Here is a 22,436-nt window from a genome sequence, read left to right on the forward strand (position 1 = left end):
CGTTGTCCCGGCCGGCGCCGGGCGACGCGTCAATCGCGCCGCGTCACCGCCCTTCGGACCGCTCCCGGACTCACCACTTGCCGGGCAGGTAGTCCTTCAGGAAGACGCCGTACAGGTCCTCGCCCTGCTCGCCGCGCACAATCGGATCGTATACCCGAGCCGCTCCGTCCACGAGGTCGAGCGGAGCGTGGAAGCCCGCGTCCGCCAGGCGGATCTTGTCCGGGTGCGGGCGCTCGTCGGTGATCCAGCCGGTGTCGACGGCGGTCATCAGGATGCGGTCCTTCTCGAACATCTCATCGGCACTGGTGCGCGTGAGCATGTTCAGGGCGGCCTTGGCCATGTTGGTGTGCGGATGGCCGGCGCCCTTGTAGCCGCGGTTGAAGACGCCCTCCATCGCGGACACGTTCACGATGTACGTGCGCCGCGCCTGGGAGGCGGCGAGTGCGGCACGCAGGCGGCTGATCAGGATGAACGGCGCGGTGGAGTTGCACAGCTGGACCTCCAGCAGCTCGACCGGCGTGACCTCCTCCACCGCCTGGATCCAGCTGTTGGTGTCGTGCAGGTCGGGGACGAGCCCGCCCGCGTCGATCGCCGTGCCAGCCGCGATCCGCTCCAGGGAGGCCGATCCGGAGACCAGCGCGAGATCGGTGACGTCCTGCGCGCTCAGCGCGCCGCCACCGGCCACCGGCAGCGCGGCCACGGCACCGGAGCCGAAAGTGCCGATCACCTCGGCGGACGGCAGCTCACCCGCCGGCAGCGGGGCGGACTCGGCGGCCACCAGCTCGCTGTACGCCTGCGGGGAGCGGCGTACGGTCTGGGCGGCGTTGTTGATCAGGATGTCCAGCGAGCCCTCGGCGGCCACCGAGTCGGCCAGCGCCACCACCTGGGCGGGGTCGCGCAGGTCGATGCCGACGATCTTCAGCCGGTGGATCCACTCGTCGCTGTCCGGCTGGGCCTTGAAGCGGCGGATCGCGTCGTTCGGGAAACGCGTGGTGACCGTGGTGTGGGCGCCGTCCCGCAGCAGGCGCAGCGAGATGTACATGCCGATCTTGGCGCGGCCGCCGGTGAGCAGCGCGCGCTTGCCGGTGAGGTCGGTGCGGGCGTCGCGGCGAGCGCGGTTCTCGGCGGCGCACTTCTGGCAGAGCTGGTGGTAGAAGTAGTCGACCTCGACGTAGCGCGTCTTGCACACGTAGCAGGAGCGCGGGCGCTGGAGTATGCCCGCGATCTGGCCGGCCTCGGTGACCGACGACGGCAGGATGCCCTCGGTCTCGTCATCGATGCGCTGCGCGGAACCGGTGGCCGTGGCCTCGGTGACGGCCTTGTCATGGGCGGTCTTGGCGGCGCGGCGATCCTGGCGGCGGCGCTGCTTGACCGTGCGGTAGATGTGCGAGGTGGCGCGACGCACCTTGATCGCGTCGGGGTGGTCGACGTCGAGCTCGTCGAGCTCCTGGAGCACGCCGAGGCAGACGGCCAGGCGTTCCGGGTCGATACCGGGCCCGTACGACACCTCGTCCGTGACCGCCGAGCCGCCGCTCGTCAGGCCGTCCTCTGTCACCGTCATCGCGCTGCCGTTCCTCGCTCACTCGCGCAGCGCTCCGACCGCGCTCGCTTTCGAACGGGGAATTTTACGGAGCACCGGGCCGGGTCGCCAAACCCGGCTTGATCACGGAACGGACGGTGACCGGCCACGGGGGCGGAAGTACTGACGGCGGCCGACGTGACCGCGGCCCGGGCACGGCTGCACCAGGGGGCGGAGGCGACACGGCAGCGGACGGCACAGGGCGAAGCCCCGCGGGGTCGATGGCGCCCGTACGCCGGCACGGCCACCATCGCTCGGGAGGCCCGAGAGCCGAGCCCCGCGAGGGGGCCGGGGGCGGAGCCCCGCGAGGGGGCCGGGAGCGAGCCCCGCGAGGGGGCCAGGGGACGCAGTTCCCACCGGCGCTCCATGGGCTGCGCCCCGCAAGGTGGCAGGCGGGGGCCAAGGGCAGAACCCGTGAGGGGACAGGGGACGCAGTCCCCGCCGGGGTTCAGGGGCGGAGCCCCGCGGGAGGCAGTCCCCGCCGGGGGCCAGGGGCCGAGCCCCCGGTGGGGTCGAAGGGGCGAAGCCCCTGGGGATGGGACGGGTAGGGGCGGCGGGGGCGAGAACCCCCTGCCTCAGCCCCAACCGGCCGCAGAGGCACCCGCGCCACACCCGACCGCCGGTCCCCGGGCCCGCGCCACGCCGATGGCGGTCGTGCGTCGGCATCGGCACGGCCGCCATCGCTCGGGCACCGACCGCTCAGACGCGGCAGGCCGCCAGGAGCGTTTCCACCTCGTCCGACACCGCGCGCGCCAGTCGGTCCAGGTCCGGCACCGCCCTGCCGTCGGCGACCAGCCCGTAGTGGACGCGGCCGCGGTACGTCGAGATCGCCACCGCCAGGGACTGGCCACGGGCCAGCGGGGCGAGCGGGTAGACCTCGGTGAGCGGGTTGCCGCCGAGCTTCAGGCCGAGGCTGGGCAGCGGCACGCTGGTGACCAGGATGTCGAACCAGAGCCGGGCCGCCTGGCTGACCAGCGGGCCGCCCAGCCGGTGGCCCAGCGCGGGCACATGGTCGGCGAGCAGCGCGACGGCGCCCGCGCCCCGGTTGGGCCCGGCGTCCTTGTTGCGGTCCATCGCCGTGCGCACCGTCCGCAGCCGGGTCAGCGGATCGGGGTCGTCGACCGGAAGCCGTATCAGGTACCCGGAGAGCCGGTTGCCCTGCGGGTGCGCGGTGCGCGAGCGGCGGTTGGAGACGGGGATCAGGGCGCGCGGAGCGACTCCCGCGCTGCCGTCGCCGCGTTCGTCCAGCCAGCGGCGCAACGCGCCCGCGACGACCGCGATCAGGACGTCGTTGACGGTGCCGCCCGCCGACTTGCGCACCCGGTGCACCTCGTCCAGGTCGATGGCGACGCCGGCGGTACGGCGGGTGCCGCTGGGCTCGGAGGTCAGAGCGGACGAGGAGCGCACACCGAGGGTGGACAGGGCGACGGAGGCACCGATGTCGAGGGCGCGGCTCACATCGGCGAGGGTGCCGCGGAGGAGGCCCGGGAGCTTGCGGACATCGGGGAGGAAGCCACGGGCGGGCTCCTGGGGGCGCGGGCGGGGCTCCGGCATGTCCATGGGGTCCATGACGGCGGCCGCGAGCGTCAGCGCGCGCAGTCCGTCGGCCAGCGCGTGGTGGAACTTGAAGAGCACGGCGAAGGAGGTACCGGACTCCCCCGGCAGGACGTGCGCCTCCCACGGCGGCCGGCCGCGCTCCAGCGGGCGTTCCATGAGCCGGCCCGCGACGGCCTGGAAGTCGGCGGTGGGGGCGTGCAGCCGTACGTGGTCGAGCGGGTCGAAGTCCGGAGCGGGCTCCCGGGCCGCGCCGCCCAGGGCGAGCGGGAGGCGCGTGGCGGCCAGGTCGCGCGGGAAGCGCACATCCGGCAGCCAGACGTCGCGGATCCGCATGCGCAGCCCCGGCACGGCGGCGGCGCGGGCCGCCAGCAGATCGGCGGCGTGGGCCCCCGCGGTGGGCGAGTGGCAGGAGAACACGCCGAGGGCACCGAGGTGCATCGGGTGCCGGGCGGACTCGATGTTCCAGAACGCCAGGTCGAGTGGTGCGAGCAGGTCAGCAGTCAATGGCTTGCCTCGCGTCGACGGGGTGGGAAGCAAGAAGTCAACCTCCGTCAGGCGATTACGGTCAAGTACGATCAGGCTACGTACAGTTAACAGCGGATTAAGTCCCGCCCCTCCGAAAGGGGCGGGACGCATGGGGCGTACGAGGTCACTTCAGTGCGGGTGGCGCGGCGTTCGGCGCCGTACCCCACCCGGACGGGCGCGCGCCGACCGTGAACTCGAGCGCGCCCAGACGGCGCAACGTGTCGGTCGTGACGTACGTCCGTTCGTAGGCCGATCCGTTGACGCGCACCCCCTGGATGTAGCGGTCGCTGTCGGAGGTGCCCGGCGCGCTGATGGTCAGCCGGCCGCTCGGGTAGTACGCGGGGTCGAGGACCAGGTCGACGCGGTCGAAGACAGGCGTGGTCAGGCCCCAGGTGTCGTAGCCGGGCTGCACCGGGAAGATCCCGATCGACGAGAGAACGTTCCAGGCGGACATCGTGCCGAGGTCGTCGTTGCCGGTCATACCGGTCGGCCCATCGGTGAACAGGGTCAGCGCGGCGTGCACCACGTCCGTCGTCTTCCACGGCTGGCCGGTCGAGAGGTACGTGTAGGGGGCGATGAGGTCGGGCTCGTTCTGCGGGTTGTACTTGTCGGCGTTGTAGTAGGCGTACGGCCCGTTCACCCACACCTCACGCGCGGTCCGTACCGGGTCCTCGATCATCCGGTCATAGGCGAAGAACGCGTCGAGGCGGTCGTTGGCCGCCCGCTCGCCGCCGATCAGGGCAACCATGCCGCGCAGGTCCTGCGGCACGAGCCACTGGTACTGCCAGGCGGTGCCCTCGTGGAAGCCCACGCTCTTGGCCGGGTCGGCCGGTCCGGCGAAGGCCCCGGATGCGTCCCGGGCACGGAAGAAACGGGTCGAGGGGTCGAAGACCCTGCGGTAGTTCTGTGAGCGGGCGGCGTAGCGCGCCGCGTCCGCGTCATGGCCCAGGTCGCGCGCCATCTGGGCGAGCACCGCGTCGGACAGCGCGTACTCCAGCGTCACCGACGCGCCGTGGTGGTAGTCGGAGTCGCCGGGCTTGGTGTACCGGCGGCCCTTGACGTAGGGCGCGAAGCCGTTCGCGAGGTATGCGCGGTTCGACTCGCGCCCCACGTACAGGGTGTCGGCGGGCGGCACACCGTCGGCGTTCTTCTTGAGCGCGCGATAGGCCCGCTCCTCGTACCCCTTGAGCAGTCCCTGCTGGTAGGCGTTGGTGAGGAACGGGGTGACCGGGTCACCGCTCATGATGTTCGTCTCGACCGTGCCGTAGCCCCACTTGGGCAGCCAGCCGCCCTCCTCGTCGACCCTGAGCAGGGAGATCGCCATGTCGCGTGCCTCGCGCGGCGCGAGCAGGGACAGCAGCTGGGCCTGGGTGCGGTAGGTGTCCCACAGCGACCAGTTCTGGTAGTACGTGAACCCGTGTGCGTGGTGGATGCTCTGGTCCCAGCCGGTGTAGCGGCCGTCGGCGTCGCTGCCGATGTTCGGTGCGAGGAAGGACCGGTACAGGGACGAGTAGAAGGTGGTGCGCAGGGTGTCGCTGCCGCCCTGGACCCGGACGTCGTCGAGGCGGTCCTCCCAGGCGGCCCGGGCGGCCTCCCGGACCTGGTCGAACGAACCGACGCGCGCGGCATGGAGGTTGACGTCGGCGCCGCGCGCGTCGACGTAGGACAGCGCGGTGGTCGCCTCGACCGTGCGGTCCTTGGTGGTGTCGAACGTGACGTACGCGCCGTTGCGCCCGGGGCCGGACGATTTCGTCGCGCCCGGTGTGATCGAATCCTGGTACCACGTCCCGTGCGCGGTGAACGGCCGGTTGAAACGGGTGACCGTGTAGACCGTGTACGGCCGGGTGGAGCGGCAGAAGCCGCTGCCGGTGATCGCGGTGCGCACGGTGCGGTCGTCGAGGATCTCCACCTTGCTGGAGACGTTCTTGTGCAGCGACTGGCCGGCGTTCAGCAGCACGTTCGCCTTGCCGGTGGCCGGGAACGTGTAGCGCTGCACGCCGGTCCGCTCGGTGGCCGTGAGTTCGGCCTCGATGCCGCTGTCGAGGCCGACCCGGTAGTAGCCCGGACTCGCCTGCTCGTCGGCGTGGCGGAACGTGGCCGCGTACTTGGTGTAGTCGGTCTCGGTGACGTCGCCGGTCGTCGGCAGCACGGGCAGGTCCCCTCCGATGGGGCAGCCGACGCCGGAGAGGTGGACCAGGGAGAAGCCGCGGATCCGGTGCTGCGTGTAGTCGTAGCCGGTTCTGTGCCCGGTGTCCGGCGAGAGCTGCACCATGCCGAAGGGAACGGCGGCTCCGGGGAACGTGTTGCCTTCGTTCTGGGTGCCGATGAATGGGTTGACCAGGTCGGTGAGCCTGCCGTCGCTCGGCTCGGCGCCATGGGCGGCCGGCGGACAGAAGAGCGTCGAGGCTGCCACCGCGCCCGCGGCGCTGAGGCGCAGGCGCCGGGTCCATCTCATCTCGGAAGACCTCCGGAGGATCGACATCGTTGACCTCATCGTGCTGGCGGGGCATCAGATTTCCGGGCAACCGGCGGGTGCGCGCTGTGACGCGTCGCGGGCCGGGCCGGCCGCCCCGCGCGCGCCCCCGGGGCGCGCCGCGCCCTGCCGTGAGGAACCTCGGTCGTGGAGGGAGACGGTCCGGCGGCATCGGCGGTCGGGTCCCACCGCCCGTCATGACTGGCGAGGCGTCGCTAACTTCCGTATTTCCACGGTCAGTTCACTCTTCTCGACCTCGGACGGCCGCCCCTCGCCCGGCGGCGAGGACGGGCCCTGCGCGCCGAGAGCCGGTCCGGTGCGTCATTCGGGTGGCCATGGCGGATCCGTGGGTCCGCCGTCGCGGAGGCACGGTCTCACGGCTCTAGGGTTGGCGCTGCCACGGCTCCGGACGAGCGCGTGCCAAGGAGGTCGACCATGGCTGTGCGGGAGTTGCGGGCGCGCTGGGTACGAGGACGAACCCGTCGTACCGTGGGGGCCTGCGTTCTTGCGGCGGGGTGTGTCGCCGCCCACTGCATGCCCTCGGCAGCGGCGGGCCGAGCGAACGCCCCCCGCTTGTGCGCGACGCGGCCCGTCCCCCCGTCGGAAAGCACTCCGTCCCCGATCCTGTCGGGCCGTGACGTGTGGCGTTTTGTCTCCGAGCCGAAGCTACGCCCCATGCGGGTGACGGTGACCGCGCACAAACCGGGGACGGCTGCCGGCCCCGTCTTCGTGGCCCCGTTCAGCGCGGACCGGATGGTCGGACAAACCGGAGCACTGATCAACGACAACTCCGGCGATCCGGTCTGGTTCCGCCCGCTGCCCTCCACGAACCTCCAGAACGCCGACTTCAGGGTCCAGACCTACTACAACGCCCGTACGCGCCGCACGCAGCAGGTGCTGACCTGGTGGCAGGGAACCCTCGCCCTGCCACCGTGGTACACGAACCTGCCGGCGGGTGCCCCGGAACCGGGCGGGTGCTACTACATCTACGACACCCACTACCGCCTGCTCAAGACGGTCTTCGCGCATCACGGCTACTACCCGGACGAGCACGAGTTCACCCTGACTCGCCGGGGCACCGCGCTGTTCATCGCTTCGAGACCGGTGCCCATGGATCTCACGCCGTACGGGGGCCCGAAGAACGGGGCCATCCTGAACAGTGAGATCCAGGAGGTCGACCTCGCCACGGGCAGGCTCCTGTACTCGTGGAGCGCGCTGGACCACATCGACCCCGCCGATTCCGAAGAGGCCGCCTCCAGCGCGTCGTCGTCCGACGGAGTGTGGGACGCCTTTCACATCAACTCGGTCGACGAGGGCCCTGACGGACGGCTGCTGATCTCGGCCCGGAACATGTGGGCCGTCTACGACGTCTCCAAGAGGTCCGGGCGGATCCGCTGGCAACTCGGCGGGAAGAAGAGCGATTTCACCTTCGGCCCGAACGCGGACTTCTACTGGCAGCACGATGCCCGATTCCGTCCGGGAAACCGGATCAGCATGTTCGACGACGGCTGCTGCGACCTGCCCGACGGCGCCCCCGAACAGCGGTCACACGGCCTGATCCTCAACCTCGACTTCCGCAGCCGGACGGCGACGGTGGACAGGACCTACTACCACCAGCCGCCCTTGGAGTCCCCGACCCAGGGAAACACCCAGGCCCTTCCGGGCGGCAACGAATTCATCGGGTGGGGTCAGAGCCCTTACTACTCCGAGTACGCGGGCCCGGGGAACACCGAGGACAACGGCTCGCGGAACCTGCTCTATGACGCCAGGTTGCCGGGCTCGAACATCTCGTACCGAGTGTTCAGGAACGAGTGGGTCGGCACGCCGTACTACCCGCCGACCGCGGCGGCACGGTCCGACGGCGGGCACAGCGTCGTCTACGCCTCCTGGAACGGCTCGACGCGGACCAGGGCATGGCAGGTGCTCGCCGGGCCCACCCCCCACTCCCTGTCGGTCGTCGTCGAACACGCCGCACGGACCGGATTCGAGACGGCCGTCGCCACGCACAGCCGCGGACCGTACTTCCAGGTGAGGGCACTGGACGCGAGGGGGAAGGTCCTCAAGGCGTCCAAGGTCGTCAAACGGTCCGGCTGAGCCGCCTACGACACGCGCTGCCCCTTCCCCAACGCGATCACCCCGCTCTTCGACACCGTGTACAGCTCCGTGTCCCGCTCCGGGTTGACGCCGATCGTCGCGCCCGGCGGCACCTCGACGTTCTTGTCCAGGACGGCGCCGCGCACGATCGCGCCCCGCCCGACGTGCACGTTGTCGTGCAGGACCGAACCCTGGATGACGGCGCCCGGGTCCACCACGACGCCCGGCGACAGGACCGACCGCGTCACCTGTCCCCGTATCAGGCATCCGGCGCTGATGATCGACTCGCTGGCGATACCACCGGCGTTGAAGCGGGCCGGCGACAGCTGGCCGGAGTGCGTGTAGATCGGCCAGCTGCGGTTGTAGAGGTTGAAGGCGGGCCGCTCCGCGATCAGGTCCATATGGGCCTCGTAGTACGCGTCCAGGGTGCCCACGTCCCGCCAGTAGCCCCGGTCACGGCTGGTCTCGCCGGGCACGTGGTTGGCGCTGAAGTCGTACAGCTGGGCCTCGCCCCGGTCGGTGAGGGCCGGCAGGATCGAACCGCCCATGTCGTGCACGGAGTTCCCGTCCTCGGCGTCCCGCTGGAGCACCTCGATCAGCGCCTTGGTGGTGAAGACGTAGTTGCCCATCGAGGCGAAGACGCTCTCGGGATCGTCCGGCAGCCCGGGCGGATCCGCGGGCTTCTCCAGGAAGCGCTCCACGCTCTGGCCGTCGGAGCCCGGACTGATCACGCCGAACGATGAGGACTCGGCGCGCGGCACCCGTATTCCCGCGACGGTCACGCCCGCGCCGCTCTCGATGTGCTGGGCGAGCATCTGCCGCGGGTCCATGCGGTAGACGTGGTCGGCGCCGAACACCGCCACGTACTCGGGCCGTTCGTCGTAGATCAGGTTCAGCGACTGGAGGATCGCGTCGGCGCTGCCCAGGTACCAGCGCGGGCCGAGGCGCTGCTGGGCCGGCACGGGGGTGACGTAGTTGCCGAGCAGGCTGGACATCCGCCAGGTCGTGGTGATGTGCCGGTCCAGCGAGTGCGACTTGTACTGCGTGAGCACGCAGATCCGCAGGATGTCGGCGTTCACGAGGTTGGACAGGACGAAGTCGACGAGGCGGTAGGTACCGCCGAAGGTCACGGCCGGTTTGGCGCGGTCCGCGGTCAGCGGCATCAGCCGCTTCCCCTCCCCGCCGGCCAGTACGATTCCCAGCACCGAAGGTCCACCGCGCATGCCGCCGCCCCTCTACGCCCGGTTGTGCCGCTCTCTGCTCAATCACTACCCCTGTGCGAGGACTTCCTCGTACAGGCGAACCGTGCGGCGGGCCACCGTGTCCCAGCCGAACTCCCCCACCGCGCGCTCCCGCCCGGCCTCGCCCATGCGCTTCGCGGCCACCGGGTCGGCGAGAACGGAGTCGAGGGCACGTGCGAGGTGCTCCTCGAAGTCGTCGTCCACGTCGACCAGCAGGCCGGTACGGCCGTCGTCCACGACCTCCGGGATGCCGCCGGTGCGCGAGGCCACCACGGCCGTGCCGCACGCCATGGCTTCCAGGTTGACGATGCCGAGCGGCTCGTACACCGACGGGCAGACGAACACGGCGGCGTGCGTGAGGAGCTGGATCACCTCCGGACGCGGCAGCATCTTCGGGATCCAGTGGACGCCCTCGCGGCTCCTGCTCACCTCCTTGAAGAGGTCGCGGAACTCGCGGTCGATCTCGGGGGTGTCGGGGGCGCCCGCGCACAGGACGACCTGCGCCGCCGGGTCGATGTCCCGCACCGCGCGCAGCAGATGGGGCACGCCTTTCTGGCGGGTGATGCGGCCGACGAACAGCACGTACGGGCGGCCGGGGTCGAGACCGATCCGGTCGAGGACGTCCGTACCGTGGTCCGGCCGGTAGAGGGTCGTGTCGATGCCGTTGTGCACGACGTGGACCCGCGCCGGGTCGAGAGCCGGGTAGCAGCCGAGGATGTCGTCGCGCATGGCCCCGGAGACGGCGACCACGGCGTCCGCGGCCTCGATCGCGGTGCGCTCCGCCCAGCTGGAGAGGGCGTATCCGCCGCCGAGTTGCTCGGCCTTCCAGGGGCGCAGCGGCTCCAGCGAGTGCGCGGTCATCACATGCGGGATGCCGTACAGCAGTTTGCCGAGGTGGCCGGCGAGGTTGGCGTACCAGGTGTGCGAGTGGACCAGCTCGCGGCCCTGGAGGGCAGCGGCGATGGACAGGTCCACGGAGAAGGTGCGCAGCGCGTCGTTGGCGGTGTCGAGACCGGTCCACGGCCGGTGGCGTATGACCCCGCCCGCGCCGCCCTCGCCCCAGCAGTGCACGTCCAGGTCCGTGAGGGAGCGCAACTCCCGGACGAGGAACTCGACATGGACGCCCGCACCGCCGTACACGTCCGGCGGGTACTCCCGGGTCAGCAGTCCCACACGCACCCGCAACCCCCTGTCTCAGCGGCTGGTTCCCACATGGTCACCCAGATACGGCGGTTGCGGAAGACCACCCTGGTTCAGACGCGACCCGGCGGACGGTCGAAACAGCAGTCACCGCACAGGCCTGAGCCGGGCAGCCGGTAATAGAGGCAGCAGCTGCGGCGGCGGCCGGTGCTGGGGTCGAGCGTGCCCGCCAGGTCGGGATGGGCGAGCAGCCCGGCGGCCAGCGCGCGGGCCCGCTCCGCCACGTCCGTGCGGCCGCCCGTCCGTGCCCAGTGGTCGAGCATGCGCACGCTGCCCGCGAGTGCGGATCCCGCATTGCCCCACAGCAGCCGTGCGGAGAGGCGGTGCCGGGACCGTACGGCGGCCGCGAGCGGCACGAGGTGCCCCTCTCGCACGACCGCGTCGAGCGACTCGACGGGCAGCGCGCGCACCTCGCTCAGCCACAGGTCGTCGGGCGCGCTGCCATCGGGATTCCAGTGCAGCAGTCCCGGATCCAGATCGGGCACCTGCCCGTGGAGGGCGGCACAGCCGAGGGCGACGGACCAGAGCCGGGCCGCCAGGCCCTGGTGGGCGATGGACGCGGCGACGCGGAGTTCGGGCGCGCCAAGACTCCGGGCCACCTTGCGGACGCGGAAAGTCATCGGGTCGGCGAAGGCGTCGGCGGGGGCGTCCGACAGGGCGGGCGCGTACGCCTGTGCGAGGGTGGGCAGCGGGCCCCGCGGCGGCGCACCGGTGCGCAGTGCGAAGAAGCCGCCGAGGGCGCGAAGTGCGGCGAGTTCGGGGTCCAGATCCACGAAGGTCAGTAGTACCAAGGCCCCTAGGGGCTTCCACCAGGGGGGACGTATTCACTGTCACCCCTCTTGGGGAGGAGGGGAACCCGGCCGTACTCCATCGGCAGTATGACCCATTGCGTGCTCAGGTACGACGACGGGAAGAGCCTCGCACGGCATCGTGTTGACTATGGAAGCCGACCGTTCGCCGCGCCGGGCACCACACCCGCGCCCCACGCAGAGGAGCCGCTCATGAGCGCCCTCGCGTTGTCCGTACTCCTGTCGCTCGTCTCCGCCGTCGCGTACGCGGGCGGGGCGATCGTGCAGGAGCAGGTCGCCGTGTCCTCGCCGGGTCAGTCGTACGCGCCGCTGCGCCGGCTGGGCTGGTGGGCCGCCGTCCTGCTGAACGGTCTCGGAGGGCTGCTGCACGTGGTGGCGCTCGCCTACGGTCCCTTGAGTCTGGTCCAGCCGCTGGGCGCGCTGACCATCGTGTTCGCGCTGCCGATGGCGGCCCTGTTCGTGGGCCGCAGGGCCGGGGCGACCGCCTGGCGGGGCGCCGTCATGGCGACGGTGGGCCTGGCGGGCCTGTTGTCGCTGGTCGGTGCCTCCGACGCGCAGTCCCTGAGTGACGCCCAGCGTGTGATGGTGGCGCTGGTCACCGTCGGTGGAGTCGTGGCCCTGATGATCGCGGCCCGTGCCGCGCACCGTCATCCGGCGGTGCGCAGTGTGCTGCTCGCGGTCGCTTCCGGTGGCGCGTTCGGCATGTCGTCGGTGTTCACGAAGACGGTCGCCGTGGACTGGACGGACGGTGTCTCCCTCGCCGATGTGCCGAGCCTGGCGGTGATAGGCGTCTTCGCGACGGCCGGCATGCTGCTGTCGCAGGCCTCCTACCGGGGCGCCGGGCTCGCGGCGCCGCTCGCCACGCTGACGGTGGTGAACCCGATGGTGGCGGCCGCGGTGGGCATCACGATGTTCGGGGAGACCTTCCGCTACGGCACGACGGGCACCGTACTCGCCCTGGGCTGCGGTGTCGTCGCCACGGGCGGACTGATCCTGCTGACGACGGAGCGGATCAGCGGCGAGCAGCGTGCGGCGGCAAGGACCGGGGCTCTCGCCGCGGACGTCGCGGAGACCGTCGCCGAGCCGACGCCCGTCGAGGAGCTGCTGGCCTCGGTGCCCGCGCAGGCAATCGCCCCTGCCGAGGAGGACGTGTTCGTACCGGCTCCGGTCCGGGAGAACGTCGTGTACGAGGACTGGGAGCCGGCCGCCCACGGCACGCCGTCGTGCCCGTACGGCCCCTTCTACGGCGGACCGTTCGTGGTGTTGCCCGCCCTGGACCGGCAACACGCGCAGGTCAAGACCTGACCGGCCCCGCCCGTCGTCGTGGCGGGCGCCAGATCCGGCCGGGCCGGTCAGATCCTGACGCCGCGCGCCCGGAGATAGGCGACCGGATCGATGTCACTGCCGAAGCCGGGCCCCGTCCGCACCTCGAAGTGCAGATGCGGGCCCGTGCTGTTGCCCGTGGAGCCGGAACGGCCGATGCGCTGGCCGGCCCCCACGCTCTGCCCGTCCTTCACGGAGATCGCCGACAGATGGGCATACTGCGTGTAACGGCCGTCGGCGTGGCGGATCACCACCTGGTAGCCGAAGGAGCCGCCCCAGCCGGCGCTGACGACGTGCCCGGCCGCCACCGCCTTCACCGAGGTCCCGGTGGGCACGGGGAAGTCGACGCCGGTGTGGTAGCCCTTCGACCAGGACGAACCCGCGGCGTGGTACGGCGTGCCCATCGTGGCGCTCACCGGCGCGACCACGGAGTGGGTGGTGGCGGCCCGGTCCGAAGTGGGCTTCTCCTCGGACGTTTTACGAGTCCGCGTGGGCGTCGCAGCGGTGTGCGTCGGGGTCTTGGCCCGGAGATCCCGTAGATGCAGCCGCTGGCCCGGCAGGATCAGGTCCGGATCCGCGCCGACGGTCCTGCGGTTAGCAGCATACAGCCGCTGCCAACCGCCCTGGACGTGGTGGGAGTCGGCGATGCCGGAGAGTGTGTCGCCGCGCACGACCGTGTACATCTCGGCGGTTCCGGCCTGCGACTGGGGCGTTACGTGCGGTTGCACATCGCGGACGGAACGCTTGGCGGTCTGCGTGGCGGTGCCCGAGGTGTCGAGGTCGGGGGCGGCACCCCCGCGGGCGAGGCCGGCGTCGACGGAGCAGACCGGCCAGGCGCCGGGGCCCTGCCCCTTGAGGACCTTCTCGGCGACCGCGATCTGCTCGTCCTTGGTGGCCAGATCCGCGCGCCGGGCGTACGCCGTTCCGCCGTACGCCTGCCAAGTGGACTGCGTGAACTGCAGTCCCCCGTAGTAGCCGTTGCCGGTGTTGATGCTCCAGTTGTCGCTCGACTCGCAGGCGGCGACCTTGTTCCAGGTGTCCGCGTCGGCCGCGTGCGCGACACCGGCGCCGATCAGCGGGATCGCCATGCCGGCGCCGCCCGCCGTGACGGTGAGCGAGGCGCGGTTGATCCTTGTCGGCTGGTACCGGCGATGCCGGCCGCGTACGGCCATGGAGAGCCCCCTCCACTGCGTCAGGAGGGGAAAAAATAAGCGCTACGAACAGGCCATGACAAGACGGCAATCGGCCGCTCCATCGCGCCAACTGACCAGGAATCGCCTGGCGCGCCCAAATGTGCGGTGTGCGTACCGGCACGCCAGGATGGTCACCGGGCAATACTGACGAGCACGACCGGCACCACCCATTGAGGATGTCTTCAGGACCGAACCGGCACCGCCGATTCCAGGAATTCAGGACCTCCAGGACCTCTAGGAGCCAACCGCTATGAGCACTTCAGCCCAGATCGGCGTCACGGGTCTCGCGGTCATGGGCCGCAATCTCGCACGCAACTTCGCGCGCAACGGCTATACGGTCGCCCTGCACAACCGGACCGTGTCCCGCACGCACGACCTCGTGAAGGAATTCGGACACGAGGGCGACTTCGTGCCGACCGAGACCGCCGAGGATTTCGTGGCGGCGCTGGAGCGGCCCCGCCGTCTGATCATCATGGTGAAGGCGGGCGCGCCGACCGACGCGGTGATCCAGGAGTTCGCCCCGCTCCTGGAGCCCGGCGACATGATCATCGACGGTGGGAACGCGCACTTCGCGGATACCCGCCGCCGGGAGAAGGACCTGCGCGAACAGGGCATCCACTTCGTCGGCACCGGCATCTCCGGCGGCGAGGAGGGCGCGCTGCACGGACCGAGCATCATGCCGGGCGGCTCGAAGGAGTCGTACGCGTCGCTCGGGCCGATGCTGGAGAAGATCTCCGCGAAGGCGAAGGACGGGGCGCCCTGCGTCACGCACGTCGGCCCCGACGGCGCGGGCCACTTCGTGAAGATGGTCCACAACGGCATCGAGTACGCGGACATGCAGCTCATCGGCGAGGCGTACCAATTGCTGCGCGATGTCGCCGGCTACTCCCCCGCGCAGATCGCGGAGATCTTCCGCACCTGGAACACCGGCCGCCTGGACTCGTACCTGATCGAGATCACGGCGGAGGTGCTGTCGCACGTGGACGCGGCGACGGGCAAGCCGTTCGTGGACGTGGTCCTCGACCAGGCGGAACAGAAGGGAACGGGCCGCTGGACGGTACAGATCGCGCTCGACCTGGGGGTGCCGGTGTCCGGGATCGCGGAGGCGGTGTTCGCTCGCTCCCTCTCCGGGCACACGGCGCTGCGCGACGCCTCACGCGGGCTGGCCGGACCGAAGGCCGAACCGCTGGGCGAGGACGAGGCTGCGGCCTTCGCGGACCGCGTGGAACAGGCGCTGTACGCCTCGAAGATCGTGTCGTACACGCAGGGCTTCCATGAGATCGCGGCGGGCAGCGAGGAGTATGACTGGAACATCGACCTCGGCAAGGTGGCCTCCATCTGGCGCGGCGGCTGCATCATCCGGGCCGCCTTCCTGGACCGCATCCGCGCCGCGTACGACGCCCGCGCGGACCTGCCGAGCCTGCTGTCCGACGAGACCTTCGCGCAGGAGATCGCGGCGGCGCAGGACGACTGGCGCGAGGTCCTGGTCGCGGCCACCCGCCAGGGCGTGCCGGCGCCCGGTTTCTCCGCGGCACTCGCCTACTACGACGCCCTGCGCGCCGACCGCCTGCCCGCCGCGCTCACCCAGGGCCAGCGGGACTTCTTCGGGGCGCACACCTATCGGCGGACGGACCGCGCGGGCTCGTTCCACACGCTCTGGGGCGGGGACCGGTCGGAGGTCGAGGCGTAGCGCTCACGCGGTGGCGGAAGCGATGCCCCACGCGCGCACGGCGTGACGGTGGCCCGGCGCGAGGGTTTCCCCGCGGCGGGCCACCTGTACTGGTGCGGCGGTGCCGTCGGTTGCTTCAGCCGCCTGCGCTTGGTCCGGTTCCGTTCATCTGATTCATCTGATTCATCTGGTTCGTCTGGTCCATCTGGTCCATCTGGTCCATCTGGTCCATCTGGTCCATCTGGTCCATCTCGTTTCCGACAGAGCCCGTCCTCACTTCAGTGGCGGCCCCGGTTCGGGTTCGGGAACGGGGTCCGGGCCCGGCGGTTCGGGAATCGGGGACGGGGGCGGCTCGGGAGTGGGCTCCGGGCCGGGCACCGGTTCCGGGCCGGGCTGCGGGCGGTCGGGGCCCGGTCCCGGGGGCGTCGGCCCCGGTCCTGGTGGCGTCGGCTCCGGTACCGGCGGGACGGGCTCCGGGCCCGGTGTGGGGCCCGGTTCCGGGGTCGGATCCGGTCCCGGGGTCGGTCCCGGTCCGGGTGGCGGTCCCGGCCGTGCGGGATCGGGGAACGGATGCGTCATCGTGTCCTCCAGCCAGTTGTCACATCGGCCCTGGACTTGTCCCACGGGTACCCGGCCGGGGCGCCGGGACTCACCCGGTCACCGACAAGGTGCAGCCCGGACGGGCCACGGCGGACGCGTCGGACACCCCGGCGACGCGCCGCGAGCCCCCGGCCGGGGACTCGACAGCATCGGCACTGCGGTCATGGTCAGGCCATGCGCCGGGACCACGACCGCGTGGGCGAGCACGATCGCGTCGGCGACCGTCGTCTCCACGGCGCCGGCCACCGCACGGCGTAGCCGTCCGTGTCACCCGCCTCGCACGATCCCACACCCCCCGTCGACGAGCAGCGTACGCACCATCGACGGGGCGATCGGCCGACCTCGTCCGGGACCAGGTGACCGTTGGTTCCGTTGGCTCCGTTGGTTCCGCACCAGCACGCCGAGTCCCGCACGCCCGGCGACCCCGCCGATTCGTCGAGCAGGCACAGAGCACGGCTCGGACCCGCGGCAACCGCCCGGCGAAGGAGCGCCCGGACGTCGTCGGCCACGCCGTCCGGACCCTTCCCGCGAGCGCGGTACAGCAGCTCCTCGGCCGCGAGGTGCGTCGGTCCGAGCCCCGGGTGGGACTGGGATCCGGTGGTCAGGCCGAGACGGCCTGCGGGCTGCGCTCCTGGTCCGAGCCCGGGACCGGCTCGGACGGGTCGGCGCCCAGGGCCACGATCCGGTTGTCGCGGTCCACGTGGACGACCCGCGGCCGCAGGGTCCGTGCCTCGGCATCGGAGACCTGGGCGTAGCTGATGATGATCACCAGATCATCGGGGTGGACGAGGTGGGCCGCGGCCCCGTTGATACCGATGACGCCGGAGCCGCGCTCGCCCTCGATGACATACGTCTCCAGGCGGGCACCGTTGGTGATGTCCACGATGTGAACGAGCTCGCCGGGCAGCAGGTCGGCGGCGTCGAGGAGATCGGCGTCTATGGTGACGGAACCGACGTAGTGCAGATCCGCCTGCGTGACCGTGGCACGGTGGATCTTGGACTTGAACAGAGTACGCAGCACTTTGGACTCCTGGAAGACGGCTCCCTGCCTGCTTTGTGCAGGTCAAGGGCGGTCTTCACTGTACACGGGCACGCGTCGAACTCGAAGATGTCGAGGAACATCGGTTCACTCTCGCGACAAGGCTCTCTGCCTGTACTTTCACGAGAGTCTGGCTGCCGTGACAGCGCTCATCTGGCATCTGTTCGGACAGCAGTTTCGTGATGTTCGGGGACTGACGCTGATCAGTTGCTGACTTACCTGATGACGCATCAGGCAGATGAGCGGCCTCTCAGCACGCAAGTGCGAGGTATCGGCCGCAAAGTGAGCTGGTGGGCGCCACCCAAAAGCGGCCCCAGCCCGGTCGACCGCGCACGGCGCAAGCACCACGTCATGAGGGGGCCCGCTCGGGCGGGCCTTCTCCCTCGCGCTCGCACAGGCCGGGGCCCGGGTGATCCTCGTCGGCCGCAACGCGCAGGCCCTCTCCGGTGCGGCTCGCCGTGTGGCCATGGAGGGTGGTACGGCCCGCACCGCGGTGTGCGACGTGTCGGACCCGGCGTCGGTCACGGCACTCACACGCTCGCCGAGGAGGACATCTCCGTCCTGGTCAACAACGCGGGCGTCGCGGGCCCGGTGAAGCCTCTCACCGAGGTCGAACCCGACGAGTGGGACGGGGTTTTCACCGCGAACGTACGCGGCGTCTACCTGATGTGCCGGGCCTTCCTTCCCTCGATGATCGGAGCCGGCCGCGGTGACATCGTCAACATCGCCTCGGTCAGCGGCAAACGCCCCCTCCTCAACCGCACCCCCTACACCGCCTCCAAGATGGCCCTGCTGGGCCTGACCCCCACCCTCGCCGCTGAGGTCGGACCCCACGGTGTCGCCGTCAACTCCCTCTCCCCCAGCCCGGTGCGCGGCCCGCGCATGGACCGCAACTTCCGGCTGGAGGCCGAACTGACACGCAGCACACCGGAAGAGGCCGAGCGGGCGTTCGCCTCCCGGGCGGCCCTGGGCAGATTGGTGGAGGAGGACGAAGTGGCGAAGGCCCTGGTGGCGATGCTTGCCATGCCCGGACTCTGCGGCGCGGACATCGACCTCTCGGCCGGCGTGATCGCCCCCTCGTGACCCACGGCTCCGGCCCCGCCGTACGTACGTGGACCCGTCCTGCCCGACGCGGAACACATCGCCCTCAACCTGCACCGCGCGCCTACGCCGAGACCACCGGCCACCCCTTCGACCTGCCCCAGGCACTCACCGACGCGATCACCTGCAACTCGGGCCCCCTCCACACCCAGGTCTGACCGGCGTCGGCCTACCTCACGACGCGCGCATTGCCCCACCACCATTCGAGCCGTAGCGGACGATCTTCATGAAGTCGTGGGCGTCCATCTGGATCCAGCCGCGGGACCGGGCAGTGTCGAGCAGCAGGGAGAAGCTGGTTCGTTCGGGAAGCACACGTTGACCGTTGGGCAGGACGAAAGCCCTGAACGCCTCTGACGCGTAACTGAACAGCAAGTCAGGGTGGTGCGCGCATGGCTGGATGCCCGGTGGTCTCAGTGGGCCGCCGGATGTCCGGGCCGTGCGGTGGTCAAGCTGCGCTCTCGATCGGGTTGAGGGTGACGGTGTAGCCGAGCTGGTTGAGAGCGTTGATCGCGCGGCGAGCGGCCCGCCCGCCTCGAGCTCGACGTGGGCTGCCGGGTTGAGGGTGATGAGCTGCTGGGCGATCGCGGCGTTCAGCGCGGCCCGCAGGGTGGCCCACCAGCCACATGTCCAGCCACTCTCGCCGACAGTGAGTCGGCTCGTCAGGTCCAGGCCGTGACTGAGGCGCCTGCGGGTCGCCTCGATGTCCGGCAGCGGGGCCTTCTCGTCGGCCACCTTCTCCAGCAACTCGGCGATCTGGGCGAGGCCCTCCGTGTCGTCGTCGCGCGCCGCGTACGGCGCGGTCATATGGCGGCAGTTCCCTCCAGGGAGAGGAGCGGGCCGCCGGCCGCGGCCAGGGTTTGCTCACACCAGATCGTCTTGCCGGCCGCCGTCTGCCGGGCGCCCCAGCGCTCCGTGAGCTGCGCGACCAGCAACAGCCCCCGACCGCCCTCGTCGAACACCCGGGCCCGGCGCAGATGCGGTGCGGTGTTGCTGGAGTCGGAGACCTCGCAGATCAGCCCGCGGTCGTGGATGAGCCGCAACTGGATCGGCGGGCCGCCATACTTGATGGCGTTGGTGACCAGTTCGCTGACCACCAGTTCGGTGACGAACGCGACTTCTTCCAGCCCCCACTCGTCAAGGGCACGGGCGGCGTTCGACCGTATCCGCGCCACCTCGGCGGGGTCGGGCTCCACGTCCCACATGGCGACCCTGCGCGCGTCCAGGGCGCGGGGCCGCACCAGGAGCAGGGCCGCATCGTCGGCGGGGCCCTCGGGCAGCAGCTTGTGTACGACGTGGTCGCACAGGGAGTCCAGCGTGCCCGTCGGCACGGCCAGCGCCTCCCGCAGTGCCTCAAGCCCCTCCCCGAGGTCGCGGTGGCCGGAATGGATCAAGCCGTCGGTGTAAAGGGCGAGCAGGCTGCCTTCCTGGAGGGTGACGTCCATCGATTCGAACGGCAGCCCGCCCAGTCCGAGTGGCGGCCCCACGGGGACGTCCAGGAACTCAGCGGTGCCGTCCGGACCGACGACGGCGGGCGGCGGGTGGCCGGCAAGCGCCATGGAGCAGCGCCTGGAGACCGGGTCGTACACCGCGTACAGGCAGGTGGCCCCGATGTCCCCTGCGGCCTCCGCCCCCGGCGGCTCCGTCTCGGCCCCGGACTCCGCCGACAGCCGGAGGACCAGGTCGTCGAGGCGGGTGAGCAGTTCGTCGGGAGCGAGATCGACATCGGCGAGGGTTTGTACGGCGGCGCGCAGCCGGCCCATCGTGGCGGCCGCGTGGATGCCGTGCCCGACCACGTCGCCGACCACCAGCGCGACCCTGGCCCCGGAGAGCGGGATCACGTCGAACCAGTCGCCGCCCACCCCGGAACGCTGCTCGGCGGGGAGGTAGCGGAAGGCCGCCTCCACCGCCGACTGCTCCGGCATCCGCTGCGGCAGCAGGCTGCGCTGCAGAGTGAGAGCCGCGGCGCGTTCGCGGGTGAAGCGCCGGGCGTTGTCCAGGCAGACCGCCGCCCTTGCCACCAGGTCCTCGGCGAGGGGAAGGTCGTCCTCGTCGAAGCTCTCCGGAGTCTCCCGCATGCGGGTGAACCACACCACGCCGAGGGTCGTGCCCCTGGCCTTCACCGGCACGATGATCCATGAGTGCGGGCCCATCCGCCGGACCCTCGCCCGCCGCTCGGGGGTCGCGTCGATCTCGTAGTAGGTGCGGATCGGCGGGGCGGTGTTGTCCCGGTACAGCGTCGGCCGGCCGGTGGCCAGGCACAGGGCGGCCGGCGAGTTCGCGAGGTAGACGTCCGCCTCGCCGACGGTGTGCTGTGCCGTGGTGACCCCCTCGCACAGGAACAGTTCCGCGATGCGCCGCAGCCGCACGGGGCCGGCCAGCGGCCCAGGAGGGGGTTCGTCGCCTTGGAGGATGACTTCCAGCAGGTCCACGCGGGCGAAGTCGGTGAACCTGGGCACGGACACCTCGGTGAGCTCCCGTGCGGTCTGTACCATGTCGAGGGTGCTGCCGATGTGCAGGCTCGCGTCGTTCAGCAGAGAGAGCCGCTCGCGGGCACGGCGCTTCTCGGTCACGTCACCCACGAGAGCACAGACCCCGAGCGTACGGTCCTCCGCGTCCCGCAGCGGCGTCGCCGAGACACTGAAGACACGGGATCCGAGGCCGGTCAGGCCGGTGCCCTTGAGCTCGCTGACCTGCTCTTCGCCCGTGGCCATGGCCAGCCGCATCCGCTCCTCCCACTCCACCGCGTCGGGGCCGGCGAAGATCTCCGTCAGCCGGTGTCCGCATCGCTCCTCGTCCGGCAGGCCGCTGAGGCGGTGCATCGCGGCGCTGCGCCACACGCTGCGCAGCTCGGTGTCGTACACCGTCAGGGCCAGGGGCGAGTCCTGCAGAACCCAGCCGGACAGCGACTGCCGCAGTCGTTCCGCCGCCGGCCCGGACGGCGGGGCGATGAGCAGGACGGTGCCGGGTCCTCCTTCGGTGCTGTCCGCCCCCGGGGCGAGGCGGTAGCGGGAGACGGTCACGGCAAGCCGGTGCCCGTCCTTGTGGCGTACGCTCAGGTCCGGCTGCCACTCACCGTGCTCGGCAGCCTCTTCACCTCGAGCAGGCTCCCCGTCCGGGAGCACGGGGGCGTCCAGCAGCTCAGCCACGGACCGGCCGCGGGCCTCGGCGCTGGTGTGACCGAGCAGGCGTTCCGCTCCGGGCGTCCACCCGATGACCAGGCCCTGCCGGTCGGTCACGACCACTCCGAGTGGCGGATAGGCGTCCATGCAGTCAAGACTTGCGCCGGAAATATCCATAATCAACCGAAATAAGTCATTCTTCATGTGAGGGTGCGTTCAGGCCGCTTCGCCGCACGCTGAGATCGGTGCGGGCCAGCACGGTGAATGCGGCACCGACGGCACGGGCGGGTTCGGTGAGCAGCCGGTCGTAGGTACGTGCCGCCAGGAACCGCAGTGTCCGGTCCGGGTCCAGGGCGAACCACGCACCGACGGTCCGCAGGCCGTGCGGGGTCAGCCGCCACAGCTTGTCGGCGTCCTTCACCACGGCGTCGTCCAGGTCGAGGGCATCCCTGCGGGTGTCGTGCCCGTCGATGATGGTGACGATCCGCTCGGTGTCCCGCGCGGGGTAGCCGACTTCGGCGAGGATGCGGGCGGCGATGGCGGCGCCCTCGGTCTCGTGCCTGCGTATCGTCTCCTGCCCGGCAGGTCCGGCCCGCCCGGCGATGGCGGGCAGGATGTCCGCAGGGTCGACCGTCTTCCAGCCGGTGTCGTGCAGGAGGACGGCGGGCAGTACGACGTCCGCCCGTGCCCCTGGCAGGGCGTGCAGCAGCGCGGCCGCCAGCGCGAAGGCGTACAGCGAATGGGCGTCGTTGTCGCGCACGTCGAGGTAGGGAAGGGCGCGGTCCCATATCTCCCGCCGGACGCCGGTCAACGGCACGGGCCGGGGAAGGGGGTCGCTCAGGGGAATCTCCGAGGCTGCGAGCGGCAGCGTCGGCAGCGGATTGCGGGCCGCACGGTCGGAAGTCATGACGTCT

15 protein-coding genes and 1 pseudogene are annotated in these 22,436 nt (G+C 71.0%); 5 read left to right on the forward strand and 11 right to left on the reverse strand.

What is annotated here, in order from left to right:
- Positions 1-70: 70 nt before the first annotated feature.
- The 3 genes from Q2K21_RS19820 to Q2K21_RS19830 form a co-directional block, all read right to left on the reverse strand.
- Positions 71-1,561: an SDR family NAD(P)-dependent oxidoreductase gene (locus Q2K21_RS19820; RefSeq protein WP_310772753.1), complete on the reverse strand. Its 1,491-nt coding sequence runs from the start codon at positions 1,559-1,561 to the stop codon at positions 71-73.
- Between the two features lie 717 nt (positions 1,562-2,278).
- On the reverse strand, positions 2,279-3,640 hold the full coding sequence (locus Q2K21_RS19825; RefSeq protein WP_310772754.1) for a wax ester/triacylglycerol synthase family O-acyltransferase: 1,362 nt from the start codon (positions 3,638-3,640) through the stop codon (positions 2,279-2,281).
- Between the two features lie 145 nt (positions 3,641-3,785).
- The gene (locus Q2K21_RS19830) at positions 3,786-6,116 is read right to left on the reverse strand and encodes a GH92 family glycosyl hydrolase (RefSeq protein ID WP_310772755.1); all 2,331 of its coding nucleotides are present in this window, start codon (positions 6,114-6,116) and stop codon (positions 3,786-3,788) included.
- 693 nt (positions 6,117-6,809) lie between these two features.
- Between Q2K21_RS19830 and Q2K21_RS19835 the strand changes: the two genes are divergently transcribed.
- Positions 6,810-8,228, forward strand: a complete 1,419-nt coding sequence (locus Q2K21_RS19835) for an arylsulfotransferase family protein (protein ID WP_310772757.1) — start codon at positions 6,810-6,812, stop codon at positions 8,226-8,228.
- A 5-nt stretch (positions 8,229-8,233) separates the two neighbouring features.
- On the opposite strand, the gene glgC is transcribed toward Q2K21_RS19835, so the two are convergent.
- From glgC to Q2K21_RS19850, 3 genes are all read right to left on the reverse strand, one after another.
- Positions 8,234-9,451, reverse strand: coding sequence for a glucose-1-phosphate adenylyltransferase (glgC, locus tag Q2K21_RS19840; RefSeq protein WP_310772759.1), 1,218 nt, complete (start codon positions 9,449-9,451; stop codon positions 8,234-8,236).
- A gap of 45 nt (positions 9,452-9,496) precedes the next feature.
- Positions 9,497-10,648 carry a glycogen synthase gene (gene glgA, locus Q2K21_RS19845; RefSeq protein ID WP_310772761.1) on the reverse strand — a complete coding sequence of 384 codons (1,152 nt, stop codon included), beginning with the start codon at positions 10,646-10,648 and terminating at the stop codon, positions 9,497-9,499.
- Between the two features lie 74 nt (positions 10,649-10,722).
- On the reverse strand, positions 10,723-11,442 hold the full coding sequence (locus Q2K21_RS19850) for a (2Fe-2S)-binding protein (protein WP_310772762.1): 720 nt from the start codon (positions 11,440-11,442) through the stop codon (positions 10,723-10,725).
- A 228-nt stretch (positions 11,443-11,670) separates the two neighbouring features.
- Here Q2K21_RS19850 and Q2K21_RS19855 point away from each other — a divergent pair, with 228 nt between their 5' ends.
- Positions 11,671-12,783 (forward strand): DMT family transporter, encoded by a 1,113-nt coding sequence (locus Q2K21_RS19855; RefSeq protein ID WP_310772764.1) that lies wholly within the window; start codon positions 11,671-11,673, stop codon positions 12,781-12,783.
- 47 nt (positions 12,784-12,830) lie between these two features.
- Here Q2K21_RS19855 and Q2K21_RS19860 read toward each other — a convergent pair whose 3' ends face one another.
- Complete coding sequence (locus Q2K21_RS19860) at positions 12,831-13,973, reverse strand: transglycosylase family protein (protein WP_310772766.1); 1,143 nt, start codon at positions 13,971-13,973, stop codon at positions 12,831-12,833.
- Between the two features lie 271 nt (positions 13,974-14,244).
- Here Q2K21_RS19860 and gndA point away from each other — a divergent pair, with 271 nt between their 5' ends.
- Positions 14,245-15,684, forward strand: coding sequence for an NADP-dependent phosphogluconate dehydrogenase (gene gndA, locus Q2K21_RS19865; protein WP_310772768.1), 1,440 nt, complete (start codon positions 14,245-14,247; stop codon positions 15,682-15,684).
- Between the two features lie 1,180 nt (positions 15,685-16,864).
- Here gndA and panD read toward each other — a convergent pair.
- A complete protein-coding gene (gene panD / locus Q2K21_RS19870) occupies positions 16,865-17,284 on the reverse strand; it encodes an aspartate 1-decarboxylase (protein WP_310772770.1) in 420 nt (139 codons plus the stop codon).
- Positions 17,285-17,711: 427 nt separating this feature from the next.
- Here panD and Q2K21_RS19875 point away from each other — a divergent pair.
- Positions 17,712-17,792, forward strand: a pseudogene (locus Q2K21_RS19875) (hypothetical protein); the annotation flags it as partial.
- Between the two features lie 5 nt (positions 17,793-17,797).
- Positions 17,798-18,385 carry an SDR family NAD(P)-dependent oxidoreductase gene (locus tag Q2K21_RS19880; RefSeq protein ID WP_310772771.1) on the forward strand — a complete coding sequence of 196 codons (588 nt, stop codon included), beginning with the start codon at positions 17,798-17,800 and terminating at the stop codon, positions 18,383-18,385.
- Between the two features lie 192 nt (positions 18,386-18,577).
- Here Q2K21_RS19880 and Q2K21_RS19885 read toward each other — a convergent pair whose 3' ends face one another.
- The 3 genes from Q2K21_RS19885 to Q2K21_RS19895 are packed head-to-tail and all read right to left on the reverse strand — an operon-like array spanning position 18,578 to position 22,429.
- Entirely contained in the window at positions 18,578-19,207 is a 630-nt protein-coding gene (locus Q2K21_RS19885) for a hypothetical protein (RefSeq protein ID WP_310772772.1), read from the reverse strand.
- Complete coding sequence (locus Q2K21_RS19890) at positions 19,204-21,669, reverse strand: SpoIIE family protein phosphatase (RefSeq protein ID WP_310772774.1); 2,466 nt, start codon at positions 21,667-21,669, stop codon at positions 19,204-19,206. The genes Q2K21_RS19885 and Q2K21_RS19890 overlap by 4 nt, the downstream gene beginning before the upstream one ends.
- 46 nt (positions 21,670-21,715) lie before the next feature.
- Positions 21,716-22,429, reverse strand: a complete 714-nt coding sequence (locus Q2K21_RS19895) for an HD domain-containing protein (RefSeq protein WP_310772776.1) — start codon at positions 22,427-22,429, stop codon at positions 21,716-21,718.
- Between the last annotated feature and the right edge of the window lie 7 nt (positions 22,430-22,436).

Origin of the sequence: Streptomyces sp. CGMCC 4.7035, from assembly GCF_031583065.1 — a bacterium.
Lineage (GTDB): Bacteria > Actinomycetota > Actinomycetes > Streptomycetales > Streptomycetaceae > Streptomyces > Streptomyces yaanensis.

Excerpts from the sequence above, each read along its gene's own strand:
- Q2K21_RS19890 (WP_310772774.1), bottom strand. The coding sequence starts at position 21,669 with ATGGACGCCTATCCGCCACTCGGAGTGGTCGTGACCGACCGGCAGGGC.
- glgC (WP_310772759.1), bottom strand. The coding sequence starts at position 9,451 with ATGCGCGGTGGACCTTCGGTGCTGGGAATCGTACTGGCCGGCGGGGAG.
- Q2K21_RS19835 (WP_310772757.1), top strand. The coding sequence starts at position 6,810 with ATGCGGGTGACGGTGACCGCGCACAAACCGGGGACGGCTGCCGGCCCC.
- Q2K21_RS19820 (WP_310772753.1), bottom strand. The coding sequence starts at position 1,561 with ATGACGGTGACAGAGGACGGCCTGACGAGCGGCGGCTCGGCGGTCACG.
- Q2K21_RS19855 (WP_310772764.1), top strand. The coding sequence starts at position 11,671 with ATGAGCGCCCTCGCGTTGTCCGTACTCCTGTCGCTCGTCTCCGCCGTC.
- Q2K21_RS19885 (WP_310772772.1), bottom strand. The coding sequence starts at position 19,207 with ATGACCGCGCCGTACGCGGCGCGCGACGACGACACGGAGGGCCTCGCC.
- Q2K21_RS19895 (WP_310772776.1), bottom strand. The coding sequence starts at position 22,429 with ATGACTTCCGACCGTGCGGCCCGCAATCCGCTGCCGACGCTGCCGCTC.
- gndA (WP_310772768.1), top strand. The coding sequence starts at position 14,245 with ATGAGCACTTCAGCCCAGATCGGCGTCACGGGTCTCGCGGTCATGGGC.
- Q2K21_RS19860 (WP_310772766.1), bottom strand. The coding sequence starts at position 13,973 with ATGGCCGTACGCGGCCGGCATCGCCGGTACCAGCCGACAAGGATCAAC.
- Q2K21_RS19830 (WP_310772755.1), bottom strand. The coding sequence starts at position 6,116 with ATGAGATGGACCCGGCGCCTGCGCCTCAGCGCCGCGGGCGCGGTGGCA.